This is a genomic window from Anaerosacchariphilus polymeriproducens, assembly GCF_003363435.1.
GTDB lineage: Bacteria > Bacillota > Clostridia > Lachnospirales > Lachnospiraceae > Anaerosacchariphilus > Anaerosacchariphilus polymeriproducens.
The window spans coordinates 80808-100731 of record NZ_QRCT01000051.1 but is presented as its reverse complement, the minus strand read 5'-3'; the positions used below and the strand labels follow the sequence as shown (position 1 = coordinate 100731).

The window sequence follows — 19924 nt, the reverse complement described above, 5'->3', positions numbered from 1 at the left end:
CTAATTGCAAGCGGATATTAATTTCTGCTCCTCATAATCTAATGTTTGTTCCGTCCAGAGATTGTAATAATATCCTTTTTTGTACAATAGCTCTCTATGGTTCCCTTCTTCAATAATTCTGCCCTTGTCCATAACATATATTTTATGACATTTTTTAATCGTGCTTAATCTATGAGCTATCATAATGGTAGTGACATTTCCTGTACACTCATCTAAAGTTCTTTGTATTGCCCTTTCCGTGATAGAATCAAGATTTGATGTTGCTTCATCCATTATTAGTATTTCGGGTCTCTTTAATAGTGCTCTTGCGATAGACAATCGCTGTCTTTGCCCACCCGAAAGGTTAGCCCCCTTTTCTTCCAAAGGAGTATTATATCTTAATGGCAGACTTTCTATGTAGTCATGAATTTGTGCTTTTTTACAAGCATCAACCATATTTTCATAAGTGATATCCTCTCCTGCAAACTCTAAATTTTCTTTTATCGTACCTGAAAAGAAAAATGAATCTTGTGAAATGTAACTGATTTTACTCCTTAAGGTTTCTTTATCGATCTCATTTATCTCATAATTATTTAAAAGTATTTTACCTTTCTTTACTTCATAAAATCCCATTAAAAGCCTGGCTATCGTTGTTTTTCCAGAGCCGCTTTCCCCTACTAAAGCGATTCTTTCTCCATTACTTATATGAATATTTATGTCTTCTAAAACATTATCCTTTACACCATATGCAAAGCTAAGATTTTGTAAAGATATATTTCCTGCAAGAGTTTCAGGCTGTATGCTTTCATTTTCCGATTTTTCTAATTCCAAATCTAATATTTCTCCTAATCTATCACTGGCAACGATTGCTTCTTGAAGCTGTGGCTGCAAATTTATTAATCTTCCTATCGGCTGAATAAAATAGGCAAGAAGTGCATTAAAGCTTATAAGCTCCCCCATACTAACTTCTCCTTTAATCACAAGGCTGCTTCCAAACCATAATAAGCATATGCCAAATCCACCACTTATAACATTCATCAATGTTTCTTGTGCATTATATGTGCAACCACACTTAAAACAACTTCTCATAAACTTAAAAAAATTATTTTCTGTCTTCGCTTGCACTAATCCTTCACCATTAAAAGCTTTTACAGTTTCTATTCCTTCCAATGATTCAACTAAATAGGAGGTCATGGAAGCATTATCTTCCATCACTTTTCTATTCACTTTTTTAATTTTTTTCTTAAAACCAAATACTAGAACAAGATATAAAATTATGGGGACAAAACATGTGAAGAACAATTTCACATTTTGAAGATATAGAATAACTCCCCCCACAACTGTCATTAATACATCAATCATTAAAGTTAATATCACTGATGAAATAGCATTTCTTATCTTATCCCCATCATTAAATCTTGAAATGATTTCCCCTACTTTTCTTGTTCCAAAAAAGTTCATAGGAAGTTTTATAACATGATTATAATATCCAAGCAACAAGGGAACATCTATATTTTGAGCCATATACAATAATAGTATTTTTCTGAAAAACTCAGTTATTATTTTAAAAATCAATAACGTAAGCATGGCTATCGAGATAGAATGTAAATTTGCTTCCAGATTATTTGGTAATATATCATCTATTAAAAATTTATAATAAAACGAGCCTGCTATCCCTAATCCTGTAACTAATATAGAGGCTATAAATATGTTCATTAAAAGTCCTTTTTGAATTTTAATAATTCCCCAGAATCTTTGAAAAAGTCCTTTGGTCTCATCACCTTTTTCAAATTTAGCGGTTGGTGCAAGAAAAATCAATACATCATTCCATATTTTAAAGAAGTTATCCGGCTTATATTTCATCATCCCTCTGCCTGGATCAGCTACTAATATATATTTTTTTGTAATTTTTTGTATTACAACAAAATGAAGCAATACATCTTCTATAATAACATGTGCAATTAGTGGTGTAGGAAGGTTATCAAATATTTCTTCTTTTTTTTCTACTCGGACTGCCTTGGTACTAAACTTTAGTTTCTGGGCTGCTTGTATAATTCCGTATACAGAAGTTCCTTCTAAGTCTGTGCCTGCTGCTTCCCTTATTTTTGATACGGAAAGTTTTAATCCATATTGTTTTGATATTGTTGCTAAACACGCAGGTCCGCAGTCTTGTATATCATGTTGTTTTACACAATAATATTTTTTCAATATATCCATGTTTCACCTTGTTCTTCATAATAATAAATTGTTTATTTTAGTTAACCTTTGTAAGAAAAGCTGATTTCATTTTGAAATCAGCTCTTCTTCATAACAATTAAAATAGCAATATAAAATTGTTATGTATTTTCACTCATACTCTTATTATATTTCCTCTATATCATAATGATAGCCTTGTCCATTACCACCACAATTAGGATAGTGTTCATCTAGCCAAGCCTTTGCTTGCTTGTGAGTTGTAAAAGATTTTTCTGCTACAATTTCATAACCAGGGCCATAATAAACTGTAAGTTTAAATCTTCCACCTAAAATTTCTTTTTGTTCTTTGATTGATAAGTTAAACATTAAAATTCCTCCTTTAATATATTATTTATACTGCGTTTACATTATAGAACCATTTAGGTTTACATTTCAAGGATTTTATGTAAATTAATAATATATTAATAAACAATCTGTTAATTGTTTGCGTAAAAAGTTTTTAAGTCTTTTACTGTTGAACATCATTGGCTGATATTATAAAATGGTAATAAAATAATTAAATGGTGCAAGAATTGACTAAACAGGTCGAAAAGGAGGAGAATTGTGGGAATTATAAAAAGTAAAATAAGATCAAAAAAACCAATAAGTTTCGAGATTGATGAGGGAATTACGATAACCTCTACGGGTGCTACAAATATAAATATTCCTTTTCTTGTGAATCACGTAGACTTTTTCCCTTCAAGCTTCAAATTGGATGTACATAAAAATGTTATTTATATTGATCCGCTTATTGTTGATGAAGAAGTGCCGGCAGACTATATATTAATAACTCATCCTCATCAGGATCATTTTTCCAAAAATGATATAAGAAAACTACTTAAGCGAGAAACAAAAGTGATTTGTCCTAAATCTGTATTTAAAAAGCTATCCAAAGAGCTGGAAGGTTATACAATAATAGAAATCAAACCAGGGGATAAAATGGACTTTGGAAACTTAACGATTGAATCTATAGAAGCTTATAATATAAAATCTGGTTTTTGGGTCCCACATTCAAAGTCTGCTTTGTATGTTGGATATATAATTAATAGCGGTAAAGTTAGAATATATCATGCAGGTGATACGGATTATACCCCTGAAATGATGAAACTTAAAAATATTAATTTAGCTTTAACGCCAATAGATGGTGGCAAGTTGAGTATGACGACTGAAAAAGCAGCTGAGTTTATAAACAATCTGAATCCTCAGTTTGCTGTTCCGATGCATTATATGATTGGTACAGATGAGGTTGAGAAATTCAAAGAACTAGTGAATAGAAATACACGTATCATTGTTATGGATGGGCTAAAATAAGTCATACCAATTATATAAGATGATATTGAATATTGTTTTTTACAACTTAACTTTTATGTAGATACTTATACCACAAATAATTGAAGTGTATCTTAGGAATATCACCTTAAACCATTGTAGACACTATAACAAGTGTTTATAATGGTTTTTTATATTGAATCTATACAAATTTTCATGTATACTCAAACTAGTTCGCGTGCGAAACATTATTCTAAGGAGGAACATTATGTCAGAGTTTAAAGGAAGTAACAATTATGTCGTATCAGAGGAGCTGATGAGAAGTGTGAATATTGCAATTGCACTTCAGAAACCATTATTGATTAAAGGTGAGCCGGGAACCGGTAAGACCATGCTTGCACAGGCAATTCAAGAAGCATTAGGAAAAGAATTAATTATCTGGAATATAAAATCCACAACAAAGGCACAAGATGGATTATACGTATACGATACCGTTCAACGTCTTTATGACAGCCAGTTTGGAAATGAAGGAGTTGATGATATTGGAAAATATATTAAGCTTGGAAAACTGGGAGAAGCGTTTGATCAGGACAAGCAGGTAATCTTGTTGATTGATGAGATTGACAAAGCAGATCTAGAATTTCCAAACGACTTACTTTGGGAGTTGGACAAGATGGAGTTTTATATTCCGGAGACCCAACAGACGGTTAAGGCGAAAATCAGACCAATCGTAATCATTACCTCAAATGCAGAGAAAGAATTGCCGGATGCGTTTTTAAGAAGATGTATTTTCCATTACATTTCTTTCCCTGATAAAGAAATGATGGAAGAGATCGTGAAAGTTCATTTTGATAATCTGGATGAAAAATTATTGGAACAAGTATTAGAAACTTTCTATGCAATACGTAATATCAAAGAGGTTCACAAAAAACCAAGTACATCTGAAGTAATTGACTGGATTCAGGCCTTAGAGATTGCTGGAATTGATCCGGAGAAAATTTATAAAGAAGTACCGTTTGCAGGGGTGCTTTTAAAGAAAACGGAAGATCTTGCGATTGTAGAAAAAGCGAAAGAGAAGAAGTTTCAAGTAACTCGCTGGTAAAAAAATGTTAATAGAAGGGAGACTTTTATGTTTACCGATTTTTTCTATTTGTTAAGAAAAAGAGGAATCAAAGTATCATTAAACGAGTGGATGATGCTGATAGAGGCTATGGACAAGGGACTTTGCAGGTCAAGCCTTACAGAATTCTATTATCTTAGCCGGGCCATTTTAATAAAATCAGAGGCGGATTTCGATAAATATGATTTGATTTTCTCGGAATTCTTTAAGGGAATCGAAAGTATCAAAGAGTTACCGCAAGATTTAAGAGATTGGTTAAATGATATACAGCCACAACAGGAATATGATAAAGAAGAGGTGGACCGTCGAAATAAAGATATGACTTTAGAAAAGATTCAAAAAATGATGGAAGAACGTCTGGAGGAACAGAAAGAAAGACATGACGGAGGTTCCTATTGGATCGGAACGGGCGGAACCTCCGTGTTTGGAAATTCCGGATACAATCCAACTGGTATTCGAGTAGAAGGTGAAGGGGGTAGTCGAAGAGCACTTAAAGTGGCCGGGGAACGAAACTTCAGAGATTTTCGTGAAGACAGAACTTTAAATGAAAGACAGTTTCAGCTGGCATTTCGTCGATTACGTCAATTTACGACCAGACAAGATGGACCAAAAGATACTTTGGATTTGGAACAGACGATTCAGCAGACTTGCAATAATGGTGGGAATCTGAAGATTGTTTTGGAAAGACCAAGAATTAATAGTGTGAAACTATTGGTTCTATTCGATTCGGGCGGATCTATGTGGCCTTATACTACAATGTGCAATTCATTATTTCAGGCAGTCAGCAAATCGAATCACTTTAAAGATTTAAAAGTATATTACTTCCACAATTGTTTTTATGAGAGTCTGTATACAGATCCCGGGTGTTCTTATAGTAATACTATAGAAACAGAGTGGGTTTTGAAAAACTTGGATGAGGAATATAAAGTAATTGTTGTAGGTGATGCATCGATGGAAATTTCTGAGTTGACTTATCCGGGTGGAGCCAACTTTTATAACCATCCAAATGAGAGGCCGGGGATAGAATGGATCGAACGGTTTAAAGCAAAGTATGACAAAATGATATGGATGAACCCAATTTCAGAGCAAAATTGGGACAGTGGATATGGATATCAGACTATTCAATTAATAAAGCGAATAGTACCAATGTACCATCTAACTGTGAAAGGTTTAGAGGAGGGATTAAAGAATCTGCTAGTACGAAAGTAACAAAATAGAGGAAATAGTTTCCGAAAGTTTATAAAATATTGACACTATTTGTCGATGGGTGTAGAATATAACTGTGAATTAACTATATAAGATTATTATTTTTGAAATCAGAAAGGAATTATCATGGAATTGACCAGGAAGAAAAAACGCTTAGGCGATATGCTGATTGAAGAAGGTCTTATTACGCAGGAACAGTTAGAAAAAGCACTGCCTATCCAGAAAAGTGCGGGCAAAAAGCTCGGAGAAGTATTAGTTGATTTGGGATTTACCACAGAAGATTTAATTGTGGATATGTTGTGCAGACAATTTAACATGGAAAGAATATCTCTTTCGGGATTAACGATCCCGGATGATATTTTGAATCTTGTGAATGGAACGATACTGAGAAAGCATTCCATGATGCCTTTTGAATATAATCCGGACAATCCGAATGTAATTCGTGTTGCTATGGCAGATCCTATGGATATCCTGGCAATTGACGATTTCTTTATCATAACCAATCTCCAGGTGGAGGCATATGTAGGAACGCCTCAGGATATTATGTTGGCACTGGACAAATATTATGGAGATTCAGAAACATTAAGTGCAGTAGAACAATATACAAAAGAACGCGAAAGTAAACATATAGAGACAGAAGAAGAGGAATTATACAATGAAGACATTAATAATTCCCCTATCGTTCTTCTGGTTAAAACAATGATTGAACAGGCAGCAAGACAGAGAGCAAGTGATATTCATATAGAGGCGCTGCCCAATAAGGTACGGGTAAGATATCGTATTGACGGTGCCCTCTATGAAAAATTTACATATAATATTGATTTGTTGCCGGCGATTATTGCTCGTCTAAAAATTATAGGTGGAATGGACATTTCAGAGAAGAGAAAACCACAAGATGGTAGAATCTCGATGCTTGTAGATAGATTAGAATTTGATATTCGTGTATCTATTTTGCCGACAGTGTTCGGTGAAAAGTGTGTTATGCGTTTGGCTCAGAAGAAGAATTTGATGCGTGACAAACGGGATTTAGGATTTTCGGAAGAAGAAATGAAGAAATTTGACCATATTCTTTCTAATCCCCATGGAATTATCCTGGTAACAGGACCGACAGGAAGTGGAAAATCAACCACTTTATATACAGCTTTAAGTGAATTGAATAAAGAAGATGTAAATATTATTACAGTAGAAGATCCGGTAGAAGCGAATATCGACGGAATTAATCAGGTACAGGTAAATAACAAAGCGGATTTGACATTTGCCAGTGCACTGCGCTCCATCTTGCGTCAAGACCCCGACATAATCATGATTGGAGAAATCCGTGACAGAGAAACCGCTTCCATCGCAGTACAAGCTTCTATCACAGGGCATTTAGTTGTTAGTACTCTTCATACCAACAGTGCAGCGAATACCATATCCCGTCTAATTGATATGGGAGTGGAAAGTTACTTGATTGCAGATTCTGCAAAAGGAGTAATCGCACAACGTCTGGTAAGAAGATTATGTCCTCATTGCAAAACCAAAAAATTGGCAGAGCCTGAGGAAATAAAATTAATTGATTCGAATATGAATCCAAATGAACCGGTCATTATTTATGAACCGGTCGGTTGTCCAATGTGTAACAATATCGGTTATATGGGACGAATCGGCGTGTATGAAATTATGGAAATAACTCCGAAACTGAAGTCTTTGATTTCCAAAGGAGCAGATGCAGAAGAGTTGAAAGAACAGGCATTGAAGGAGGAAATGAAAACGCTGCATATGAGTGCGGCAAAGTTGGTACTGAGTGGTACCATATCCATATCAGAAATGATACATGTTTCATTTGAAAGTTAGCGAAAGAGAAGGTGCCCAGATGCAGACATTAGATGAGATTTTGGTAAGCTCGATAGAGAAACGAGCTTCGGACGTACATTTTGTCCCAGGAAGTGCCGTGATGTTCCGAGTCGATGGAATATTAGTAGCCTCTTCCGATTATATTACAACACCGGAAAATATTGAAAGACTGATTGAGCAAATGGATTTGCAGGAGTCGGATAAAGCAGAGTTAGAACGAGAAGGAGAAGTCGACTGTGCTTATTCTGTGCCCGAAAAAGGAAGATTCCGTGTCAATATCTATCGTCAGCGAGGATCCTATGCCATGGCGTTACGTATTTTGGCAGTAAATATTCCGGAACCGGAAACATTAGGACTTCCCAGTTCTGTCATACAATTGTCGGACAAACAGAAAGGTCTGATACTGGTGACAGGGGCTACAGGTAGTGGAAAATCCACAACAATTGCATCCCTGATTAAAATGATTTCACAGAAATATTATAAAAATATTATTACGTTGGAAGACCCGATCGAATATTTACATTCACATAGCAGATCCATTGTCAGTCAAAGAGAAATGGGAAATGATTCTCAAAGCTATGCAAACGCACTGAGAGCAGCCCTACGACAGGATCCGGATGTTATATTAGTAGGAGAAATGAGAGATTTAGAGACAATATCTATCGCAATCACAGCGGCAGAAACCGGACACTTAGTTTTTTCAACATTACATACCAATACGGCAGCTAGTACCATTGACCGTATCATTGATGTTTTCCCTGCTCACCAGCAGCAACAGATCCGTATACAGCTGGCCAATGTATTAGAAGGCGTTATCTCCCAGCAGCTGCTTCCTCACAAAAGTGGGAAAGGGCGTGTAGGCGCATTTGAAGTACTTCTTAAGAATGCAGCGGTACAAAATCTGATCCGTGAAGCGAAGGCATTTCAAATACCTTCCGTTATTCAAACGAATAAACAAATGGGAATGTATTTAATGGATGATTCGCTTTATCAATTATATTTGGAGAATAAAATTTCAGAAAGCGATGCAATCGCTTTTGCCCATGATAGACAGGCACTGAAACGAAAAGTAGGAATTCAATTTTAAGAAAATGATAAAAAGGACGTGATGCGCTTTGGCAAGTTTTTCTTATGTTGCAGTAGACAGCAAAGGAAATCAGAAAAAGGGGAGCATTGAAGCAGAAAATCAAGAAAAAGTAACTGTGGTATTAAAAAATGAGGGATTAATGCCGATAGAAATAAAAGAGCAGGGTGTTTTAGACAAAGATATCAAAATCAGTTTGGGAAGTGCAGTAAAGCCGAGAGATTTAAGTGTATTCTGCCGCCAATTCGTGAGCATTGTATCGGCAGGTGTTACGATTATAAATGCCTTGGACATGCTTTCTGAGCAGACTCAAAACAAAGTTATGGCGAAAGCCATAAAAGAAGTACAGGTCAGTGTAGAAAAAGGGGAAACACTTGCCAATTCTATGAAAATGCATGAGAAAGTATTTCCTTCTATGCTGATTAACATGGTGGAAGCCGGAGAAAAATCGGGAAGTTTAGAGGTTTCCTTTGAACGAATGGCAGTGCAGTTTGAAAAAGATGCGAAATTAAAAGGTTTGATTCAAAAGGCGATGATTTATCCAATCGTAGTGTGTTGTGTTGCGATAGGTGTAGTTTTTATTATGCTGACGTTTGTAATTCCAAACTTTACTTCTATGTTTGATGATATGGACGTGAAGATGCCCAAGATTACTTTAGCAGTTATTGCAATGAGTGGCTTCATGAAACAGTATTGGTATATTATTTTAGGGGCAGTTGGACTTGCTGCATTAGGGCTTAATATTTTCAAACAGTCACCGACAGGTAAGGATATTTTCGGTAAGATAGCAATTAAGATGCCTATTTTCGGTCAATTCACAACGAAGACAGCTTCTTCTCGGTTAGCCAGAACATTAAGTACTCTATTATGTGCAGGTGTTCCTATGATTGAAGCGATTGAGATTACATCTAGGACGATGGGGAATATTCATTTTCAAAAAGCATTGATGGATGCTAAGGATGATGTAGCTAAGGGAATTCCTCTATCAGAACCGTTAGAACGATGTAGACTTTTTCCGCCGATGATATATCAAATGACCAAGATCGGTGAAGAAACAGGAGACATAGAAAGTATGTTAGAAAAACTGGCAGACTACTATGATGAAGAAGTAGAAGTGGCGACCCAATCCATGATGGCAGCATTGGAACCTTTGATTATTATTGTATTAGCTGTTGTCGTAGGCGGTTTGATAGGCGCAGTTATGGCACCAATGATGAGTATGTATGAAGGTTTAGATAATTTATAATTGAATTAAAGATTGTTGTGATATAGGGCACAATAATTTTTAAGATATATAATACACACATAAAGGAGAGATAATATGAAAGAAGAATTAGTAAAAAGAAGAAAAAATAATAAGGGTTTCTCTTTAGTAGAGCTTATTATCGTAATTGCCATTATGGCTGTTTTAGTCGGAGTTTTGGCTCCACAATTTATTAAATATGTGAATAACTCTAAGGTATCCACAGACATTAAAAATGGACAGGAAATTGCAAGTGCAATTAGTGCAGGAATGGCAGATGGAGTTATAAAAACAAATGTAGATACTGCGGCAGAGTGTTCTACTTTGGATGAAAGTGTTCGTAAAATGTTAGGCGGAAGTACATTGCCTAGTGTAAAATTTGATTCTAATTATAAATGGACTTATACTTGCAATGTAACTACCGGAGAAGTACATGTGTATTGTGGTGGTTTAGAAGTTTATCCGGATCCATCAGCTGACAAAACTGGATATGAAAAGGTAAATAAAAAATAATAACCTAACCTGAAAGGATTTTAACCCTATGACCCCACAACTGATACTCACAATTTTAATATTTACATATGGAATCACAATCGGAAGTTTTCTCAATGTATGCATCTATAGAATTCCCCTCGAAGAAAACATTGTGAAGACGAGATCCCACTGTATGAATTGTGGGTATCAGTTAAAATGGTATGACTTAATTCCGGTGCTTAGTTACTGTATGTTAAGAGGTAGATGTAGAAAATGCAAGACCAAGTTGTCACCTCAATATCCCATTGTGGAACTGACAAATGGATTATTCTACGTATTGATTTTCACAATCAATGGTTTTCATTTACAAAGTGTACTATATTGCTTACTAGCCTCTGCATTACTGACACTTAGTATCATTGATTTAAGAACTTATGAAATTCCATTTGGAATTAATGTATTTATTTTTGTATTAGGAATCATTCAAGTGGGAATAGACCCCTCCCACTGGTTTGATTATATCATTGGATTTATATCGGTAAGTGGATTTTTATATCTACTATTTAAAGTATCGAAAGAACGTGCCATTGGAGGCGGAGATGTCAAACTTATGGCGGCAGCAGGATTGCTGCTCGGATGGAAACTTATTATCCCAGCGTTTTTTGCAGGATGTATATTAGGATCTGTCATACATCCGATCAGAATGAAAGTTAGTAAAGCAGATCATGTGCTGGCGATGGGCCCCTATTTAGCAGCAGGAATTATAATTGCAGTTTTGTGGGGAGAATCCTTTATCAGCTGGTATTTATCATTTTATCATTAAGATAGATTTATATGAAAGAAGAAAAAAGCGAATAGATTGTTCGATTAAATAGAAATAAGAAACTGGGGAGACAGTATCGGAAAGCAAAGGAGACTAGTTATGGCAAGTAGAGTGCTAAGTATTGAAATCGGGTATAGCCTGACCAAAGTCGTGGAGATGGACTACAATATAAAAAATCCGAAAATCTACAAATGTTTTGATTTTGAGACCCCGAAAGGAGTTTTAGAGGATGGTGTGGTGACACCAAGTCAGGAGTTTCGGGATTCGTATGTACTAGCTTGCGAAAAAAATGAAATTAAAACAAAAAAGGTTGTTTTTAATGTTATATCAAGTAGAATTGCGAACCGGGAAGTAACGATTCCTGCTGTTAAATCAAACAAGATAGCAGAGTTATTAAGAGCCAATGCCAGTGAATATTTTCCGGTCGATGTCAGCAAATATTGTCTTGCCCATAATATATTAGAGGAACTTGGTAATAAAAAAGACGGAAAGCAATATAAGCTTTCAGTTTTGGCGATTCCGGAAGAATTAGTTTTTTCTTATTACAAATTGGCAGAACTGTGTGGTCTGACGGTAGAAGCATTGGATTATACCGGGAACAGTGTATTGCAGGCAGTCAAAGGTGGATTCGAAACAGGGACTCATCTTTTAGTTAAATTAGAAGAAAATTCCAGTATGTTGACCGTTTTGAATAAAGGGAATGTAGTATTACAAAGAAGTATTGCTTATGGAATCAGTACGGCAGTGAATACATTAAGAGAGACGAATGCATTTGGACAAAATCTTACTTTTTCAGATGCTGTTACAGTTTTACGTAGAGAGACTTGTATCTGGAGTCAATTAGGTGAAAATTTTGACTACGATTACATTGAAGGAGAAGAACCGCAGGAGACTGTGATAGCAAGGGGAAAAATTACAGACTCATTAAATGATTTAATTAGAAATATAGCAAGAATCATAGATTATCACAATTCCAGAAGTTCTGAAATACCTATAGAGAAAATATCGTTAATAGGTGTTGGTGCTGATGTCAGTGGGTTGAGCCGATTAATCACAAATGAATTAGGAATTAAAGTTAATGTTTTGAAGCAAGTTCAGAATGCAGTACTTACCAAAGCAGTTCAGGCTGAAAGAGAAGTTAGTATCAGTCAATATATTGCTTGTATTGGAGCAACCTTAAAGCCAGTAGAAATCAATGCGAATAGCAAAGGCGCAAAAGGGAAAAAAGGTGGGAAGTCATCCTTTATTTCGAAAGAGAAAGCGGAAGCCAGTCAATCGATGAAAGAACCTATTATCCTTGTGATGGTAGCGGTATTGATAGCCGGAGGGTTAGTGGGCTATCCTATTATAAAAAAATTAAGTCTTCAAGCAGCGAAAGACAAACTTCAATCTCAAATTGAAAGTCTAATGCCTGTTCAAGATACCTATAATAATTACTTGTCGGCCAAGGCGGATTTTGAGGAACTGCAGGCAATGTATGATTCCACGACCAATCCAAACGAAAATATGCTTTCATTTTTGGAAGAGTTAGAAGATAAAATGCCGACAAGCATTAATGTTATTTCGTTCACTGCCAGCGAAGAAGGGGTAGAGATGACGATGAATGTAGATTCCAAACCGGCAGCAGCGAAGGTATTGGTGCAGTTAAGAACCTTCCATTCTTTAGCTTCAGTAGAGACAACCGAGTTAAAAACAGTGGAAGATGAAACGAAGAAAAAGACATTAGAATTTACAGTAACTTGTTTATACAAAATCAATACGGCAGCGGCTCAGACCCCGGATAATCAGACCCCAGCAACTCAGAATTAGGAGGATTTACTATGAAATTAGCAAAAAGAGATATAAAAATACTCCTAATACTTTTGGGAGCAATCATAATAATAATTGCATTTTTTTATGGTTACAAACCAATAGAAGAATCAAATGAGGTAGTCTTAAATGAAATTACAGGTTTAAGATCGAAGCTGCAGGAACTTCAAGTGTTGGCAGCTAAAGAAGATTTTTACCGTTCCAGTACGGAAGAAATGAAAGCGGAAGTAGAAAAATTATTTGATAAGTTTCCGGCAGATATAAAGACGGAAGATTGTATTATGTATGCGCAGAAGCTGGAAACAGAAACGAAGGCAGATGTGGAAGGGATTACGTTTACACCGGATACATTAGCCTACTCATGGGGGCAGGGTAAAATAGATGCGAACGCGCAAGGGAATGCTGCGCAACAGGATGCATCTTCCAATACAAATGCACAAGCAGCTCCGGCAGAGACGGCCGCACAAACCGATACATCTCAAAATACAGCTCAGGCAGCTGGTATCGGTGGTAATAATAAAGAATTGTTTGTTACCCAAATAACTTTGAAATATAAATGTACTTATAAAGAGTTAAAAGGTTTAATCAATGATATTCAAACTTACAAAAATAGAAGTGCTCTTCAGAGCATGGAAGTTTCTTATGACACAGAAACTGGAAATCTTAACGGCTCTGTAAAGTTTGGGATGTATTCTTTGACCGGATTGGATAAAGTATATCAGGCACCATCGATTCCATCCATGACAATTGGAACAGATAATATTTTTGGAACAGTAGAAGTACCTGCAAACACAGAAGAAAAAACACAAGAAACTACACAAAACTGACGAGAAAAGGCTGTTGTTTGTTTGCAACAGCCTGTCTTGTATCAGAAAAGTGTGAGAAAGGAGAACTTATGAAGAAAAGAGAACATAAAAAAAATCCGAACGCAGGATTTTCTCTTGTGGAACTTTTGATAGCCATGACAATTTTGCTGATTGTTGTTGTTCCTATTCTTCATAGTTTCATTACGGCAGCGAGGACGAATGGAAAAGCAAAGAAAATAATGCAGGCCACCTCCACAGCCCAAAACATTATGGAGGAGTTAAAAGCTTACTCACTAAAGGAACTGGAATCTACCTATACGCTGACTCCTAATGCAGATGGAACTTATACGATAGCCATGGACAACGTTTCTATAGGGAAAGGAACTTACAATGCAAAAGTGACTCTAGATCCGACCGTTTATCAAATGCAGACTTCGGATACAGAAAAAAAATATAATGATTATGAAAGAGCAAACATTCCCTATATGGATATCCAGAAAGATGCATTCTATGTCCAGGAGCCGGCTTCGGATGAAGAGGCAGCACAAAAATTCCTGGATTTGTACAAAGATGCAGGAGGTACCCAGGCATATACAGCAGATTATTTTCTGGATACGATGACTAGGAAGATTGTGATTGCTATTTCTACTACAGGAGATATTAGTTCTGGTGGAAAAACCTTAGTAAAAATTACATATACCTATACAACATCAGAGACTACAATCAGTGCGGATAAGCGGACACTTGTTATTCCTGATGAATCAAAAATTTTTGATAATACCGATTATGACGAACAATTGCGAGGGATTTATCTTTTTTATAATCCTCTTTATAGTTCAACGACGACAAATAATAAAGATACGATTGAAATTAAAAATGAACCTAATCTTGATATTAGTTTTTATATTGTGAAACAAGAACCGAATGATATTGCAGCGGCACCCGAAGAACAATATATGGTAAAGCTCAATGTGATAGAAAAGCCGTCAGCAAGCTGGTTGGCAGATACTGCTTTTTTAAGTAAAACAAAAATCAGAACCAACCTGGGAAGAAAATTCGAAAATGCAAATTTGGAACTTTCCAACAAACAGTCGAAAGTAGCCTATATAGGGAATGGAACAGCAACCTCGGACGCAAGATCCAGAAAAATATTGGATTATACAAGTCTGGATGCTCCCAAAGTAGAGAATAAACTTTATGGAGTTGTGATTGACATTTACGAAATTAAAAACGGAGGAGACAAGTATGATGCCACGAAGAAACTTATTTCCATTGACGGATCAAAAGAAGAATAATAAAGGTTCCAGTCTCGTCCTGGTAATTGTTGCCATTGCCTTTATCGGAATTTTAACAGCGATTATACTGAACCTATGTCTTATGAATTATCGGATGAAATATATGGACTTAAGTTCGAAGGACAATTTCTATACGGCAGAAACTGCATTGGATGAGATTAAAGCCGGGCTGGGCATTGAAGTCTCAGATGCATTGAGTGTTGCATATATCAAAGTAATGCAGCAGTATTCCGGAACCAATTCAGAAGAAAGAAGAACCGGGTTCCAATATACATATCTTGAAAAATTAAGAGCAGAATTAAGAACAGCAAGCGATAGTGGAAAGTATGATTGTTCTCTTTTAAAAGGTTATCTCAAAGAGACCAAGTTGGATGTATCAACAGGAGTTGGAGCAGATCTATCAGATACCGTGCAGCCGCTTTTAACAGCAACTGAAAGAGGACTTATCTTAAAAAATCTGGTCATTAAATATAAAGATGCACAAGATTATGTGACTTATATCAAAACGGATATTTTGTTGGCTTTCCCTAGTGTTGACTTTACTCAGACCTCAACGATGCCTGATTTATTGAGTTTTGGTCTGGTGGCGAACAATGATTTCACAGTATCAGCAGCAGGAACTACAAGTATAAACGGCAGTGTTTATGGAGGGAAAGAAGGAATGACAGTCAGTGATGGAAGTAAGCTGACCATTGATAATGCGAAACAGATTATTACCAACAAAGCGCTTACTGTTCAAACTAACGGAAGCCTGACATTAACAAACAATACCAGCCTTTGGGCCAAAAATCTTCTAGTTGATGCATCCAATCTGGATCTGAATGGATATAGTAACATCGCTGACGATTTGACGATAAAAGGAAAAGCAAGCAATATTCGGCTGGCAGGAGATTTTTATGGATTCGGTAATGCAGCAACAGCCAAAAATGCATTGTCATTACAGGGAGAACAAACAGCCATAGAAAAAAATCCGGCAGATTATAGTAGTTCCATCATCGTAAACGGAAGTGGATCCAATATAGATTTGTCAGATTTGAATAAACTGGTGTTATCAGGAAATGCATACATATCAACTTCCAGTAAAAGTACAGTCGCCAATACAAATGTCGACGTTATGTTAGGCGAGTCTCTAACTGTGAAAAGCAACCAGGTCATTTATATGGTTCCGCCGGAATGTATTGGTCAAGGCATGCACAACGGAGGTGCCAATCCTATGAATGGAACCCAGTACAGCAATCTGGTTGCAGAATTGGGAGGAAATGAGATCGTAAATTATGATGTGAAAATGAAAGGATTGGGAAAAAGTTTAAAAGAAATGGGAGTATCTTCTTATCAAAAAGCCTTTTATCCGGTAAGTGGGGGGTCCATGGTATACTTCTTCCTTAAATTCGACAATGAAGATGTTGCTAATAATTACTTCCGAGCTTATTACGGTATTGAAGAAAACAAAAAGAGACTAGATGATTATTTAAAATTGTATGTTGATGAAATCAATATACAGGAAGGAAGTCCTACGAAATTCAATCTTAATGGAAATTTAATGAAGTATGTATCAGGAACAGTTTCTACAAAGAATGATACACGAGCAGAAGACACAGGAGACAGAAATTATCTGGATACGAAACAAGCGACATTTCAAGATATGTTCGCAGCACAGGGAATTAAACTGATTGATAGTTACCATGAATTAACAGAGACAGAAAAAAACAATGATGTTTTTACCAATCTGGTTTTGGAGTCGGATATGAGAGGATTTATCGGGACAAATCAGAGAAAAGAATTTACCGGAACAGATATGATTTCTGTTTTGGTAGATAACAAAAATGGAGCGGTCTTTAAGACTTCAGAATACAATGCAGATAAACTTAGATTTGTTGTTGCGACAGGAAATGTGCTGATTGACTCCAATTTTAAAGGGCTGATCATAGCAAAAGGAAGTGTGACCTTAAAAGCCGGTGGAAGTGTGACTGCCAGTCCGGATGATGTTGCAAAGGCTATTCAGCTTGAGAAAGAAATCGCTGGAGTAACCAAGTGCCCTATGGATTTTTTGGTAGGTGGAAGCGATTATGTGCTGAGCGGAGCAGTAGGTGCTTCTCAGGGAGCTGCTGATGCGGCACAAGGAGCTGTTAATATTAAAGATCTGGTTATTTGTGAGAACTGGACCAAAGAATAATAGGGGAGGAGAGCTAATGAAAGATAACAGAGGTTATTCCCTTATTGAGTTGGTAGTTACGTTGGCAATCATTGTGATTGTAGGTTCCGGTGCTTATATAGGAATCGGATTGTTAAGCGGGGCTGATGCCAAGAAATGTGCCAGCAAACTGGATAGTGGATTGAAGTTGACCAAAACTGTTTGTTTAAGTAAGGAGAATGGTCAGCTAGAATTTAGCCGGGATGCATCAGGCGATTACTATATGGAAATTTCAGGATATGCCAAAGAAAAGATAGGGAAATCTTCTTTGACGATTCTTTATACAACAGGTTCCGGAGCATCAGCAACGGAGTCTACAATGACGAATGGAACCAGTATAAAATTTTCCTTTAAACGTGGATCGGGTATTTTCAATTCTATCGGAACAGATGCTCTTGGACAACCGGTATTTTGTTCCAAAATATCGATAACTCAGAATTCAACGACCAAAACAATTGTGTTGATACCGGAAACAGGGAAACATTACATAGAATAGGAGTAAGATACGAGTTATGAATAGAAATAATAAAGGGCTGTCTTTAGTCGAAGTTGTTGTGACGGTAGCAATACTCGCTATTGTTGGAAGTGCCATATTAGGGTTTATAATAACAGGTTCAAATAATTATAAAGGAGGTACTTCAGAATCAAATATGCAATATGAAGCACAATTAGCAGGAAATCAGCTTCAAGAATTAATTGTAGATGCTTCCAAAGGAATTGGTTATAAAGTAGGGACAAGTGCAGGACTAAGTGATAAAGATTCGGATATCACGACCGGCCCAGTAAGTGTTGCTTCTGATACAATTAAGAAGTTCTATGTGTATAGCCAGGAAGAAGGAAATAATATTGCATACATAATAACTTGGAATGCTTCTGAGAAAAAACTTTATTATTCGAAATGTATTTATACTCTGGGTGGCTCCATTGTAGATGATCCGAAATATTTAATGGCTAATTATGTAGCGAATTTTCAGGCAGATATTACCAAAGCGTCATCTGATAAATTTGTAAAGATCCGTTTAGATTTTGAGTTAAATCAAAAGACATACAGCAGCGAATATAAAATAAAATTAAGAAACGATATATTAGTCAACAAAGAAGGAGACGAAGTTTTTAATAATAGTGGACCAACCTTTACGACCGTAAATAAAGTCGTGGTCAACAAATCCAGTGTCACCGTATTACAGGGCTCTACTTATACTTTTTCAGCCAGAGTATCGGGTGCTAATTTCCCAAGTCAGGATGTAACGTGGTCTTTGGACGATTCTACTAAGACAGATTCCGCTACCAGTATTGATATCAATACTGGAACGATTACACTGGGGCCGAATGAAAAATCAGCAGGTATCCGTGTCTATGCGACCTCTGTTGCAAATCCGGCAGTTTCAGGAGCTGCTACCATACAAACGAAGTATTTTGATAAAATTACGTTAGCAAAAGAGAGCGAAATCAATTATAGAAAGTATACAGCAGTTGCTTATTTATATGGAAGCTATCTGGATAAATCTGATTATGCCGTTGACTGGATTAAGACAGAAGGAGTGAATATTAGTGTCATCAAGACAGAAGATGGTGCCAATTATCGGAAATATACAGTGGAAATTTCCATGGCAGAAACGCTTCCGTTGAATTCAGAAGTGGCTATTACTGCAAGAGCAACTCAATATAATAAAGAATCTGAGAAGTTACTTTATCAATTAAGTAAGAATCCGGTTGACCATGTAGAACTTGTCAGAGTAGGGACGCCGATAGACAATTCAGATTCTTCGATTGTATATCGTGGAGAGAATTTGAAATTTAATGCAAAGGTCTATCTGACGAATGGTAAAGTTGACGAATATGCGAAGATTAAGTGGGAATCCATTTGGAATGGGGAAGGAAGTTCCAATATTGATCTGGGAGTATCAGACAGTGGAACGGTAGAAATTCCAAACGATCAGACAGTAAGATATGATAAGAAATATGATTTTATTGTCAGAGCTTATGTAGAAGATGAAAAGACAGGACAGAAAGTGTATGCTCCGGAATTGGCTTATGTGGTTCCAAAAGTAGGAATCAGTATCGTAAAACCAACGACTGTGAATACGAGTATTAACTTGGTGAAAGGAAAGACAGCATCTATAGGATGTAAAGTTACCGGAGTTTTGAATCAGGCAGTTTTATGGGAATCTTCCGATACCAAGTTAATTGTTATGGATACTACAAATCCTTCAACAACCATTAATTTATTAAGCAGTGCAGGTTCCGGTAATATCACTTTAACAGCTAAATTGAAGACTTATACGAATTACAAGTCATCGATTTATATTATTCCAAGAATCTCTAATGTATATGATAAGAAAAATAATACGACCGGTTATTATGCGCCATATGCTTCAGAGTTAGATGGTTATACATCCGGAAGTACACAGTTGACATATACAGATGCCTCCGGAATTGTTTACAATTATAAATCCTATACATCAGGATCAAAGAAGAACTGGAGAGTTACGATTGAAGGGAACCAATATACATTGAGTGGATATAAGTGGTATCAAAATTAATGTACCTGGAGGAA

General features: G+C 36.2%; 16 protein-coding genes. 14 read left to right on the top strand and 2 right to left on the bottom strand.

From position 1 onward, the window contains the following. Together DWV06_RS17905 and DWV06_RS17900 are read right to left on the bottom strand one after the other, a co-directional pair. Positions 1 to 2196, bottom strand: coding sequence for a peptidase domain-containing ABC transporter (locus DWV06_RS17905; protein WP_115483589.1), 2196 nt, complete (start codon positions 2194 to 2196; stop codon positions 1 to 3). Positions 2197 to 2340: 144 nt separating this feature from the next. Further along, positions 2341 to 2541 carry a hypothetical protein gene (locus DWV06_RS17900; RefSeq protein ID WP_115483588.1) on the bottom strand — a complete coding sequence of 67 codons (201 nt, stop codon included), beginning with the start codon at positions 2539 to 2541 and terminating at the stop codon, positions 2341 to 2343. 237 nt (positions 2542 to 2778) lie between these two features. Between DWV06_RS17900 and DWV06_RS17895 the strand changes: the two genes are divergently transcribed. From DWV06_RS17895 to DWV06_RS17830, 14 genes are all read left to right on the top strand, one after another. Next, entirely contained in the window at positions 2779 to 3525 is a 747-nt protein-coding gene (locus tag DWV06_RS17895) for an MBL fold metallo-hydrolase (protein WP_162300677.1), read from the top strand. A gap of 226 nt (positions 3526 to 3751) precedes the next feature. After that, a complete protein-coding gene (locus tag DWV06_RS17890) occupies positions 3752 to 4585 on the top strand; it encodes an AAA family ATPase (RefSeq protein WP_162300676.1) in 834 nt (277 codons plus the stop codon). A 27-nt stretch (positions 4586 to 4612) separates the two neighbouring features. Next, entirely contained in the window at positions 4613 to 5812 is a 1200-nt protein-coding gene (locus tag DWV06_RS17885) for a vWA domain-containing protein (protein ID WP_115483586.1), read from the top strand. Positions 5813 to 5935: 123 nt separating this feature from the next. Next, the gene (locus DWV06_RS17880; protein ID WP_115483585.1) at positions 5936 to 7642 is read left to right on the top strand and encodes a GspE/PulE family protein; all 1707 of its coding nucleotides are present in this window, start codon (positions 5936 to 5938) and stop codon (positions 7640 to 7642) included. Between the two features lie 19 nt (positions 7643 to 7661). Further along, a complete protein-coding gene (locus tag DWV06_RS17875; protein WP_115483584.1) occupies positions 7662 to 8729 on the top strand; it encodes a type IV pilus twitching motility protein PilT in 1068 nt (355 codons plus the stop codon). A gap of 28 nt (positions 8730 to 8757) precedes the next feature. Next, complete coding sequence (locus DWV06_RS17870; RefSeq protein WP_115483583.1) at positions 8758 to 9972, top strand: type II secretion system F family protein; 1215 nt, start codon at positions 8758 to 8760, stop codon at positions 9970 to 9972. A gap of 75 nt (positions 9973 to 10047) precedes the next feature. Further along, entirely contained in the window at positions 10048 to 10482 is a 435-nt protein-coding gene (locus DWV06_RS17865; RefSeq protein ID WP_115483582.1) for a type II secretion system protein, read from the top strand. A gap of 28 nt (positions 10483 to 10510) precedes the next feature. Beyond that, entirely contained in the window at positions 10511 to 11266 is a 756-nt protein-coding gene (locus DWV06_RS17860) for a prepilin peptidase (protein WP_115483581.1), read from the top strand. 99 nt (positions 11267 to 11365) lie between these two features. Beyond that, positions 11366 to 13075 (top strand): hypothetical protein, encoded by a 1710-nt coding sequence (locus DWV06_RS17855; protein WP_115483580.1) that lies wholly within the window; start codon positions 11366 to 11368, stop codon positions 13073 to 13075. An 11-nt stretch (positions 13076 to 13086) separates the two neighbouring features. Then, positions 13087 to 13902 carry a hypothetical protein gene (locus tag DWV06_RS17850; RefSeq protein ID WP_115483579.1) on the top strand — a complete coding sequence of 272 codons (816 nt, stop codon included), beginning with the start codon at positions 13087 to 13089 and terminating at the stop codon, positions 13900 to 13902. Between the two features lie 68 nt (positions 13903 to 13970). Further along, on the top strand, positions 13971 to 15176 hold the full coding sequence (locus DWV06_RS17845; protein WP_147289884.1) for a type IV pilus modification PilV family protein: 1206 nt from the start codon (positions 13971 to 13973) through the stop codon (positions 15174 to 15176). Next, positions 15127 to 17349: a type II secretion system protein gene (locus tag DWV06_RS17840; RefSeq protein WP_147289883.1), complete on the top strand. Its 2223-nt coding sequence runs from the start codon at positions 15127 to 15129 to the stop codon at positions 17347 to 17349. The genes DWV06_RS17845 and DWV06_RS17840 overlap by 50 nt, the downstream gene beginning before the upstream one ends. A gap of 16 nt (positions 17350 to 17365) precedes the next feature. Further along, on the top strand, positions 17366 to 17863 hold the full coding sequence (locus DWV06_RS17835; RefSeq protein WP_162300675.1) for a pilus assembly FimT family protein: 498 nt from the start codon (positions 17366 to 17368) through the stop codon (positions 17861 to 17863). A 16-nt stretch (positions 17864 to 17879) separates the two neighbouring features. Then, positions 17880 to 19910 (top strand): prepilin-type N-terminal cleavage/methylation domain-containing protein, encoded by a 2031-nt coding sequence (locus DWV06_RS17830; protein WP_115483575.1) that lies wholly within the window; start codon positions 17880 to 17882, stop codon positions 19908 to 19910. Positions 19911 to 19924 lie beyond the last annotated feature (14 nt).

Coding starts and splice junctions, on each gene's coding strand:
- DWV06_RS17905 (WP_115483589.1), bottom strand. CDS start 2,196: ATGGATATATTGAAAAAATATTATTGTGTAAAACAACATGATATACAA.
- DWV06_RS17900 (WP_115483588.1), bottom strand. CDS start 2,541: ATGTTTAACTTATCAATCAAAGAACAAAAAGAAATTTTAGGTGGAAGA.
- DWV06_RS17890 (WP_162300676.1), top strand. CDS start 3,752: ATGTCAGAGTTTAAAGGAAGTAACAATTATGTCGTATCAGAGGAGCTG.
- DWV06_RS17885 (WP_115483586.1), top strand. CDS start 4,613: ATGTTTACCGATTTTTTCTATTTGTTAAGAAAAAGAGGAATCAAAGTA.
- DWV06_RS17880 (WP_115483585.1), top strand. CDS start 5,936: ATGGAATTGACCAGGAAGAAAAAACGCTTAGGCGATATGCTGATTGAA.
- DWV06_RS17875 (WP_115483584.1), top strand. CDS start 7,662: ATGCAGACATTAGATGAGATTTTGGTAAGCTCGATAGAGAAACGAGCT.
- DWV06_RS17865 (WP_115483582.1), top strand. CDS start 10,048: ATGAAAGAAGAATTAGTAAAAAGAAGAAAAAATAATAAGGGTTTCTCT.
- DWV06_RS17860 (WP_115483581.1), top strand. CDS start 10,511: ATGACCCCACAACTGATACTCACAATTTTAATATTTACATATGGAATC.
- DWV06_RS17855 (WP_115483580.1), top strand. CDS start 11,366: ATGGCAAGTAGAGTGCTAAGTATTGAAATCGGGTATAGCCTGACCAAA.
- DWV06_RS17850 (WP_115483579.1), top strand. CDS start 13,087: ATGAAATTAGCAAAAAGAGATATAAAAATACTCCTAATACTTTTGGGA.
- DWV06_RS17845 (WP_147289884.1), top strand. CDS start 13,971: ATGAAGAAAAGAGAACATAAAAAAAATCCGAACGCAGGATTTTCTCTT.
- DWV06_RS17840 (WP_147289883.1), top strand. CDS start 15,127: ATGATGCCACGAAGAAACTTATTTCCATTGACGGATCAAAAGAAGAAT.
- DWV06_RS17835 (WP_162300675.1), top strand. CDS start 17,366: ATGAAAGATAACAGAGGTTATTCCCTTATTGAGTTGGTAGTTACGTTG.
- DWV06_RS17830 (WP_115483575.1), top strand. CDS start 17,880: ATGAATAGAAATAATAAAGGGCTGTCTTTAGTCGAAGTTGTTGTGACG.